This is a genomic window from Geminocystis sp., assembly GCF_041753295.1.
GTDB lineage: Bacteria > Cyanobacteriota > Cyanobacteriia > Cyanobacteriales > Cyanobacteriaceae > Geminocystis.
Window position 1 is genome coordinate 1 of record NZ_JBGSUU010000088.1, and the last position, 10,046, is coordinate 10,046.

Here is a 10,046-nt window from a genome sequence, read left to right on the forward strand (position 1 = left end):
ATAGGAGTTAGGAGTTAGGAGTTAGGAGTTAGGAGTTAGGAGTTAGGAGTTAGGAGTTAGGAGTTAGGAGTTAGGAGTTAGGAGTTAGGAGTTAGGAGTTAGGAGTTAGGAGTTAGGAGTTAGGAGTTAGGAGAAATACTTATAAACCAAGCTCTCAATCTCAGTATGAACAATATTTTAAAAAATAGTTAATTAAACTTTTCCTAAAGATAGTAGAATTTCATTATCTTACTAATAAAGTTTACTCATGAGTTACTTTACAACTCTCTGACTATATAGTTTTCTTTCACTAACTATGAATTTTTCTTCTTTCCTGAACATTTTTGCCAATGCTCGAACTAAATCCGTTGAAATCACCCTGATTCTACTATTTTTGATTTGGACTCCCCTCTTGATTAACAGTACCTTAAAAATTCAACACTCTTGTTATCCACTAATACAAGTTAGTCAACTTCCCGATATATGTTATAACCCTCCTCTTATTACAGATAAAGATGGAACAAGCTCAACTACTAATGATAATGGGAAAGTGACTGGTTTAAGTAACAATACCAATGGCGATAAAATTACACCCGAAAAAAAATCCTTAATTGATATTGCCAAAGAAAATCCCGAACTGGTAGCTGGAACTGCTGCGATTATAGTCGGTGCTGGATTAGCGATCGCAGGTGCGCCTTTGTTGCTAGTAGCAGGAATCGGTGCAGGTTCTTATTTTGTCATTAAAAGTATTGTCGAGCACTTAAACTAAACATTCATCAACGCAGTAAATTACTATGAAACCAGAAACACAGTCTCAAGACATTACCCCTTCACAAACAAATTTTTCTAAAATCATAACAGATAAGGAAAAAATAGAATTATCCCCTCCATTACCACAAGAAAATTTTATGACAAAAAATCATCAATTCGCTTTTTCATCGAACTTGAAAACTATTTTTCTCGGTGGAATTTTATTTGTAGCTATTATTGCTACTGTATCAATTTTTTCAGGAGATCATATCCTCTGTTTATTTAGTCCAGATTGTAAAATTGATCCTCCTCCTGTAACTGGTAATTTGTGGGCGTTTCTTGGAGGTATATCCGGTTATGCGATCGCCACGACAATGGGAGTGTCTTTACTTCCTGCGGTGGGAATTGCCGTAGGAATTTGGTTATTAATGCAAATTTCTTTATAAAAATAATAGTTTATCCTTAATATTTGATATGAATGTAATCTAAATAGAACAAGCATCTAAAAAATTCAGAAAAAACATATTTTCTCCTACTAACGAGGTGTTAGAAAATATTAATTTAAACCTCAAACAAGGTGAATTTTTAGTGTTAAAAGGGGAAAATGGAGCGGGAAAAACTACCTTATTAAACTTAATTTTAGGCTTGGTTAAACCCACGAATGGCACAGTTAAATTAATGGGTTTATCTTCTCAAGATCCCCTTTCCAAAATGAAAATAGGTTATGTACTGCAAAATACGGAAATACCAAGTAATATTAAAGTCAAAGAATTAATTTTGTTATGGCAAAGTTATTATACTAACTCTCTCAGTGTAGAAGAAGTTTTAAGAAAAGTTGATTTAGAAGATCAAGCAGAATCTTGGGCGACGGACTTATCAGGAGGACAAAAACAAAGGTTATATTTTGCCTTAGCATTAGTAGGAAATCCCACTTTATTAATATTAGATGAACCTACCAGAAATTTAGATGAAAGTGGTTATAATGCCTTCTGGAAACAGATTGAAAAATGTCGTGAAGAAGGTACAACAATTCTAATGATAACTAATAATAAATCTGATCAAGAAAAATTAGATATATTAAAGCCAAAAATCGTTACTTTAACAAAACACTCTAAAGTTTCTGGTAACAGTCAATTAACTGAAACTTCTGAGGATATATCATCAACAGAAATCACCACTTTTGACTCTTTAAATCAAGTAGAATCTCCCTCTTATTTAAAAATGTTTTTCCAACAAATTAACTTTGAAGTAGTACAAATTTTACGCACTCCCTTATACTTATTAGGAATATTTTTGATTCCTTTTGTCCTTCCATTTTTAGTTAAATTATCAGGAAAGACAGATAATCAAATATTACCATTAACTGCTATTTGTGGTCTATTTTTATTCACAATTGTTATTGATAGATTTGCTAAAAGAATTGTGGTAGAACGATCAGAAAAATGGTTAAATTTACTAAAAGCAACACCATTACCAGCTACTTTATATATTGGGGCAAAATTAACCGCCATTAGCTTAGTTTGTGGAGTTTTTACGGTGACTTATTTTACTTTAATAACCTCTGTTGCACATATTGAAGTTATTAGTAATTTATCTACTCTTATTTCAGTATTAATCATTGGCATTATTCCCTTTGGCTTACTAGGAATTACATTAGGTTTTCTCCTCGAACCAAAAAGTGCTGATTCTATTTTAGGATATTCATTATTATTAATTCCACTTCTTTGTTGGTTATTACCGATACCTATTCCTGATAAATTTTCTTGGTTAAAAGATTTATTAGTATTATTGCCTTTTTATCATTATCGTACCTTAGTAGAATCGATAATCAATAATGGAAATGACAGTCTAATTTTTCTTAATATACTTTGGTTAATATGGGCTACTTTTTTATTTTATTATTTAGCAGTTTTGTCTTATCAAAGAGAAAAAGTTATTCAACGATAATGATTTTTTTGTCAAATTTCTAAGTTGTTGTTGAATTTTGAGAAATAAAAAAGGTGGGCATTGCCCACCCTACGATTATAGATAAAGATCATTTACTTTAGACTATGCAGAATTAATATAGGATTTTTTAATAACTTAAAATTATAGCTTTTTTATCATTCTAAAAAGTATATTTTTGGTTTTTGTTTTAATTTTAATTCAGCAATATAATTATGTAAATCTTCGCTCTTATAAAAAATTTTTACATAATTATAACGATTAGAAAGTAATCCTGTAAAGGTTAAGGAACCAACTACTAAAAAGCAGAAGTTATAAAATAATACAGCAGATTCAGCCGTTGCCTTAAAGAACAAAATTCCAAATATAATGGCAAAAGGAAGACTAAATAAACCCATTAAAAAATAGCTATTTTTTTCGTACAATGTATAACTATTTTCTGATTCGACTATCTTAAATCTTTTCATATTTAGTTTTTAAATTCAAAAAAATAGTGATTTTCTCAGTAATCTATACCTCGATATAATAACATTTATTTTTTGCTACTCTATTATTTTCACAACTAACATTAGTTATATTTACCAGACTTTTTTCAGCCAAGAATAAAGATAATATCTCACACTCAAAGCAAAAACCCGAAGATTTTGATAGAATAAGGCAAATCTTCATTTCTTAAATTATAGACAATAATCTATACAATGATTAGTTTTTTGTTTCCTCAATGGTTATCTTTGCGTGTATTGAAACTTTTATCTTTGTTTTTTGCTTCTTATTTCAGTATCTTACTAATCAGTGTTTGGAATGCTCCAGTTTTGTCTCAAAATACCCCAGAAATGAGGGCAGTTTGGTTAACTACCAGCGACACTGATATACTACTTGATCGCCCCAAAATGAAAGAGGCGATCGCCAATCTTGCTTCCCTTCATTTTAATACTATCTATCCTGTAGTGTGGAATTCTGGTTATGCCCTTTATCCGAGTAAAGTGGCACAGGATGCAAAAATACAACCATTTGTACATAAAGGATTACAAGGACAAGAACCTTTAAAGGAATTGATAGAAGAAGCACATCGCTATAAGATGTTAGTTTTACCTTGGTTTGAGTTTGGTTTTATGGCGCCTCCTACCTCAGAATTAGCCTTAAAACATCCAAATTGGCTAACTCAAGCCCAAGATGGCACTCAAACCACCTATAGCGCGGCGGGGGAAGTGGTGTGGCTTAATCCCTTCCATCCCGAAGTCCAAAAATTTATCACCGCCTTAGTGATGGAAGTCGTTAACAGTTATGACATTGATGGCATTCAATTTGATGATCATTTATGTTTACCCGTAAAACTTGGTTATGATGCTTATACAACTAATCTTTACAAACAAGAAACAGGCTTAGAGCCTCCCAAAAATTACAAAGATGCCAATTGGATGCGTTGGAGAGCGAATAAATTAACGGAATTTGTAGCACAACTTAACCAAACAATCAAAGCCCAAAACCCGAATAAAATTCTCTCAATTTCCCCTAATCCTTACCATACAGCTTATAATTCTTTTTTGCAAGATTGGTTAGATTGGGTAAGAAAAGATTTGATTGATGAGTTAATTATTCAAGTATATCGATCGGATTTTGCCGTTTTTCAGAGGGAAATTAGTCACCCTGAAATCAAGGAAGCGAAAGGAAAAATACCTGTAGGAATAGGCATTCTCACGGGATTACCCAACCGTCTTACCCCCATTGATTTTGTCAGGGAAAAAGCCTTAGCTGTTCGACAGGAAAGACTAGGAATTGCTTTCTTTTTCTATGGTAGTATGTGGAATACAAATCCTGAGTTGAGGAATGAGCGAAAATCTACTTTTCAATCTCTGTTTCCCTATCAATCCCGTCGCATTGCAAAGGTTAATCCCATTAAACCTACTAATCCCGTTAATCCCGTTAATCCAGTTAAACCAACTAATTCTAATCCCATTAATGCCACTAAACCCACAAATCCTATTAATCCGAGTAATGCCGTTACTCCCACTAATCCCGTTACGCCCAATCCGACTAATACGGTGACGGTGACTCCTAATAATCCCATTATTATTGACTCAAGTATTGATCCAACTAATGTAACAGGTGAACCAATTCTCATCAATGAATTATTACAATTTACCCCATAAATTGTTCAACAAAAAAAACCGTCAAGATAAAATATATTCTTGAAAAGATTTAATTGAACGATAGCTTTTTTTTTGATTATTTGACGGTTTTATCCAAAAATCATACCTTAATTCAGCAACGCCCAAATATTATTTTTTATAAACTACATGATGGCGTGTAGAATGTGGGTATAAAATAAGGTTAAACAGTTAAAATGGCATTAAATAAATAGCCAACGGTAATAATTCCTAAAGTAGTTAAACCGATAAAAATACTTAATAATTTCGGGCGTAAAACTTTTTTCAAAATAATCATTTGTGGTAAAGAAAGGGCGGTAACTGCCATAGTAAATGCTAAAACTGTACCCATAGGCATTCCTTTATCTACCAACGCCGAGGCAATGGGTAAAACCCCAGCAATATTAGTATAAAGAGGTACACCAACTAAAACCGCTACTAATACTGAAAATGGGTTATCTTTTCCTATGTATTGAGTGATAAAATCCGTAGGCACATAACCATGAATTGCTGCTCCTAAAGCGATACCAATTACTACATATAACCAAACAGATTTTAAAATTTCATAGGATTGAAACCAACCAATTTTCATTCTTTCTTCCCATGAGATAAATTCATTTTCTATCACTTCATTATTCTCATTTTGAGGGGCTTGTTTTCTTAATTCCCAAATAAAAGGTTCAACCCATTTTTCTAGTTTTAAAACCCCTAAAATATAACCAGCTATTACAGCTAAAGTTATGCCAAAAATAACGTAAATTAAAGTAACTTTTAAACCAAATAAAGCTAATAATAAAAACACGGCAACGGCATCTACCATAGGAGCAGAAATAAGGTAAGAAAAGGTTATTCCTAAAGGTACTCCCCCTTTTAAAAAGCCTATAAATAAAGGTACAGCAGAGCATGAACAAAAAGGGGTTATTGCCCCTAACATCGCCGCTAAAATATTACCTGTTAGTTTTCTTTTACCTTCTAAAAAAGCTCTTACTTTTTCTGGTGCTAATAAACTTTGAAATGTGCCAATAATAAAGCTAATGACTACTAATAAAGTTAATACTTTTGGGACATCATAAAAGAAGAAATGTAAACTTGAACCGAGAGGAAATTCGATATTTACACCAAATAATTTAGTCACTATTTGAGTAGAAAGCCAATCAAAAGGGTAAAATAAATCAAACATAATTTTATGATTTTTTATTAATAGTCAAAGTGCTTTAATTATTATTAGTAAATTAAGGAATTAAAAAAAATTAACGATAAATTACTTCTAATATGTAAGTTGTGTTTTAACCACAACCTACCGTAGAATTTATTTTTGTAATAAAGGCTGAATTTGCTCTGGAGTAAGCACTTTACCCGTGCTAACAACTCTTCCGTTAATGGCTAAGGCTGGAGTTGACATAATGCCTCTGGTGGCTATTTCAATGGTGTCGGTAATATGATTAATTTCGGCAGTTAAGTTTAGATTTTTAACGGCTTCTTTGGCATTTGCTTCTAATTGTTGACATTTTTTACAGCCTGTGCCTAAAATTTCTAATGTTAAAGTTGACATGGTTTTTTCTCCTTGTGAAAGTAATATTTTTTTTGTATAATGAAGTTACATACTAACTTATTCAGTCAAGCAAGTATGGGCAAAATCCGCTAACGGACAATTGGGTTTATGCTGTAAACCTAAAGTATTAAATTCCGTTTGATATTTTTCCTCTGTCCAATGTTCTTGCATTGCTAATGTAATTAAAGTAAAAACAGATGCTCTTAATCCGGAAGCACAACGAGTATAAATAGGTTGAGAAGAATCTTTAACCGCCGTAATAAAGCTATTGAGAGTTTGTTGATTCAAGGTTTGCATAGATACAGGAATACTAACATAATCAAAGCCTAAATTTTTCATGGTGGCTTCATCTAGTTTATTACCTTCAGCTAACGGGCATAAGTCAATTAAGGTTTTATAGCCTTTTTCCTGAATTTCGGTTAGGGTTTCTACATCGGTAATTGAGCCTACAGCAAGGTTTTCAGTGATATTTTTAAACATGATTACAGTAGTTTTGATCGATAATTATTTAACTACTTTCAGTATAAACTCTATACTAGGGTATAATGTCAAGGGTTATTTTTTAAAATTATCTAATCTCATATAAGTTTAGTCATTACCGTTTTTATTAGTTTTCGATTAAGGTGTTAAAATTTTATTGAATAATTTTACAGTTTGTTTTTATTACATCTATCAAAAATAATTTAGAGTCGATAAAAGTTCTTAAAAATTAATTGAATAAAACATATAATTTTATCCTAATAATTAAATGACTTTCCTCGACATATTTAAAATTGGGTTACTATTTTAATTGATAGATTAGATTAGAGTTTTGAAGAAAAATTATCACAATAACTATAAAAGATACTTAATAATTGCTTCCGCTACGCCATCATTTTCCACGTCATTAGTAACGGCAGAAGTCATTGCTTTAACTTCTTCAGGTGCGTTACCCATAGCAACACTAAAACCAGCATATTTTAACATAGAATAATCATTAAAATTATCTCCTATGGTCATTATTTCTTCTGCTTTAAAACCAAGTATTTTTTCTATCAAATATTTAACAGATGTACCTTTATTAACATTTGCTTGAGTAGCTTCTAAATAAATAGGATTTGATTGAGTTAAATATAATTCATCATCTTGATAACGATTTTTTAAATCATTTAACATTTGTAAGATTAATTCAGGAGAAGGATTTGAAGCTAAAATTTTAGTAGGATTATTCTGTAAAAGAATAGTTAAATCTTCCACAATATTAACATCAATTCCAGATCTTTTTATATAAAAATCAGTTTTTTCTATGATTCTTTCAACATATAATTGATCATCAAAATAAAAATGAATTTCAATATCATCATTAATATTTTGTTTAGTTTTTAAATAAGTAAATAATTCTTGAGCTTGTTTTTTATTAACAGGATTATGTAACAATATTTCTCCATTTTCAGGATTTTGAATCCATGCACCATTATAAGCAATAATTGGTAAATTAGCCTTAATATCATGATAAAAACGTAATGCAGAACGATACATTCGCCCTGTAGCTAATCCGACTTTAATTCCCCTATTTTGTACTTCTTGAATGGCTTTTTTTACTTGATCATTAACTTGGTTTGATTGTCCTGAAATTGTACCATCAATATCTAAAATTAATACTTTAATATTGTTCATAATTTAATAATTTTTATTTTTATAAAACAAAGGTTCAGAAATTATTAATAATTTAACATTAAATCAGGGAAATAAATTTATTTTTCTTCATTTATTACTTGATTACGCCCTTGATTTTTCGCTTTATATAATGCCTTATCCGCCTTTGAGATTAAATCCTTAGAGGTTGTTTTACCATCAGGAATTAAACAAGAAACACCCATACTTAAAGTAACATAAGGATTCACTGTAGATTTTTCATGGGGAATTGAGAAAGACGAAATAGTACTTTGAATTAAATCAGCTACCATCAAACCACCTTCAATTTTAGTATTGGGTAAAATTACAACAAATTCTTCCCCCCCATAACGGGCGACTAAATCTGATGGGCGCTTAATAATCATCGCAATACCTTGAGCAACTCTATAAATACAATCATCTCCTTTTTGATGACCATAAAAATCATTGTAGAGTTTAAAATAGTCAATATCAATCATAATCAAAGTAATGGGATTTTGTTGTTGTAAATGTTTTTTCCATTCTTTCTCTAAATAATCATTAAAACATCGACGATTAGCTACTTGAGTTAATCCATCTAAATTAGCCATTAATTGTAATTGGCGATTACCTTCTTGAAGCTGAATCTCAAATTTTTTACTTGGAGTAATATCTCTAATGGTGAGGGCGAAACCATCCTCTAGTTTTACCGCTACAAATTGAAGCCAAGAAGTTTCTCCTAATGGATGATAAAAATCAGTTTGCAAAGACTCTCCACTTTCTACCACCTTAACAAAATCATCAAAAAAATCAATATTTATCTGTGCAATTAAATTTTTAAATCCCAATTTTCCGATAATATCACTTTGACTACGATTAAAAAGTTTAGCAAAAATAGGATTAACGACTAAACAACGAAAATCTTTAATTTCTTTCGTTTTAGGATGTCTAACAGATTGTAGTGCTGCAACACCATCTAAAGAACTATTTAAAATACTTAAAAGTAATGCTCTTGAATGATTTAAGATTTCTTCTATTTGTTTTCTTTTTTTTACTTCTTCTTCTAAAGAATATCTTTCTCTTTTAATGGTTAACTGAGTTTCTAATTTACTTACTACTTCTGCCATATTAAATGGCCTAGTTATATAATCTGTAATTCCTACTTCAAAGGCTTTTAATTTATCGAATACATCATATAAACTAACAATAAAAATAATGGGAATATTAGTTAAATGTTTATAATTTTTAATAGAATCACAAATTTGATAATAATTAATTTCAGGGTTATTAATATTTAATAAAATTACATCTTGATTCTTTATTCTTAAAGTTTTAGATTTAATTTTTGAAACTGTGATGCTACGGACATTGTAACCTAAAAGCAATAATTCGCTGAATAGTTCTAAATTGTCCGATAAATCATCAATTAAAAGAATGTTACCTTTATATTTGCTGGATTGATTCATAAATATTATTAAAATTAGGTTATACCTATCCTTAATTCTGTTTTCACAATCATCCAGATCAGGAACTATATTTAATTAAACCAGAAAATATAACATAATAAACAAGTTTTTTTTATGTGACTAATTCTTCTCAAAAATACTTTATTTCTAAATAAATATAATTATTTTTTACCTTAGAATGTATGTTTAAAAAGTATAAAAAATAACAAATTAATTAATTTATTGATATTAAATATAAAAAATTAGATTTTATTTAAAAATAGAGGCAAAAAAAAAGCCCCTAAATTGGGGCTTAGACTTAAGTATTCTCTTTAAATTTAGAGAGCGTTACCACGAGGTAATACTTCTTCAGGGAATACAAATTTTTCATGGGGTTGATCTTGAGGCGCCATCCATGCGCGTAAACCTTCGTTTAATAGGATGTTTTTGGTGTAGAAAGTTTCAAATTCAGGATCTTCTGCCGCTCTTAACTCTTGTGATACGAAATCGTAAGCACGGAGGTTAAAAGCTAAACCAACGATACCAATAGAACTCATCCACAAACCAGTTACAGGTACAAATAACATGAAGAAATGT

The 10,046-nt window shown here is 30.5% G+C and carries 10 protein-coding genes and 1 pseudogene; 4 read left to right on the top strand and 7 right to left on the bottom strand.

The window, feature by feature from the left end:
- Positions 1–295 precede the first annotated feature (295 nt).
- The 3 genes from ACEW8E_RS10235 (at position 296) to ACEW8E_RS10245 (ending at position 2,676) form a co-directional block, all read left to right on the top strand.
- Positions 296–748 (top strand): hypothetical protein, encoded by a 453-nt coding sequence (locus tag ACEW8E_RS10235; protein WP_373480247.1) that lies wholly within the window; start codon positions 296–298, stop codon positions 746–748.
- A 25-nt stretch (positions 749–773) separates the two neighbouring features.
- Entirely contained in the window at positions 774–1,175 is a 402-nt protein-coding gene (locus tag ACEW8E_RS10240) for a hypothetical protein (protein ID WP_373480248.1), read from the top strand.
- 97 nt (positions 1,176–1,272) lie between these two features.
- The gene (locus ACEW8E_RS10245; protein WP_373480249.1) at positions 1,273–2,676 is read left to right on the top strand and encodes an ATP-binding cassette domain-containing protein; all 1,404 of its coding nucleotides are present in this window, start codon (positions 1,273–1,275) and stop codon (positions 2,674–2,676) included.
- Positions 2,677–2,831: 155 nt separating this feature from the next.
- On the opposite strand, the gene ACEW8E_RS10250 is transcribed toward ACEW8E_RS10245, so the two are convergent.
- Positions 2,832–3,140, bottom strand: coding sequence for a hypothetical protein (locus tag ACEW8E_RS10250; protein WP_373480250.1), 309 nt, complete (start codon positions 3,138–3,140; stop codon positions 2,832–2,834).
- A gap of 231 nt (positions 3,141–3,371) precedes the next feature.
- Between ACEW8E_RS10250 and ACEW8E_RS10255 the strand changes: the two genes are divergently transcribed.
- Positions 3,372–4,823 carry a family 10 glycosylhydrolase gene (locus ACEW8E_RS10255; protein ID WP_373480251.1) on the top strand — a complete coding sequence of 484 codons (1,452 nt, stop codon included), beginning with the start codon at positions 3,372–3,374 and terminating at the stop codon, positions 4,821–4,823.
- Positions 4,824–5,004: 181 nt separating this feature from the next.
- On the opposite strand, the gene ACEW8E_RS10260 is transcribed toward ACEW8E_RS10255, so the two are convergent.
- The 6 genes and pseudogenes from ACEW8E_RS10260 to ACEW8E_RS10285 all read right to left on the bottom strand — a co-directional run.
- Entirely contained in the window at positions 5,005–6,000 is a 996-nt protein-coding gene (locus ACEW8E_RS10260; protein WP_373480252.1) for a permease, read from the bottom strand.
- A gap of 129 nt (positions 6,001–6,129) precedes the next feature.
- A complete protein-coding gene (locus ACEW8E_RS10265) occupies positions 6,130–6,372 on the bottom strand; it encodes a thioredoxin family protein (RefSeq protein ID WP_373480253.1) in 243 nt (80 codons plus the stop codon).
- A 57-nt stretch (positions 6,373–6,429) separates the two neighbouring features.
- A complete protein-coding gene (locus tag ACEW8E_RS10270; protein WP_373480254.1) occupies positions 6,430–6,852 on the bottom strand; it encodes a beta-lactamase hydrolase domain-containing protein in 423 nt (140 codons plus the stop codon).
- A 354-nt stretch (positions 6,853–7,206) separates the two neighbouring features.
- Positions 7,207–8,028, bottom strand: coding sequence for a Cof-type HAD-IIB family hydrolase (locus ACEW8E_RS10275; protein WP_373480255.1), 822 nt, complete (start codon positions 8,026–8,028; stop codon positions 7,207–7,209).
- 77 nt (positions 8,029–8,105) lie between these two features.
- Complete coding sequence (locus ACEW8E_RS10280; protein ID WP_373480256.1) at positions 8,106–9,470, bottom strand: diguanylate cyclase domain-containing protein; 1,365 nt, start codon at positions 9,468–9,470, stop codon at positions 8,106–8,108.
- Between the two features lie 317 nt (positions 9,471–9,787).
- A pseudogene (locus ACEW8E_RS10285) lies at positions 9,788–10,046 on the bottom strand (photosystem II D2 protein (photosystem q(a) protein)); the annotation flags it as partial.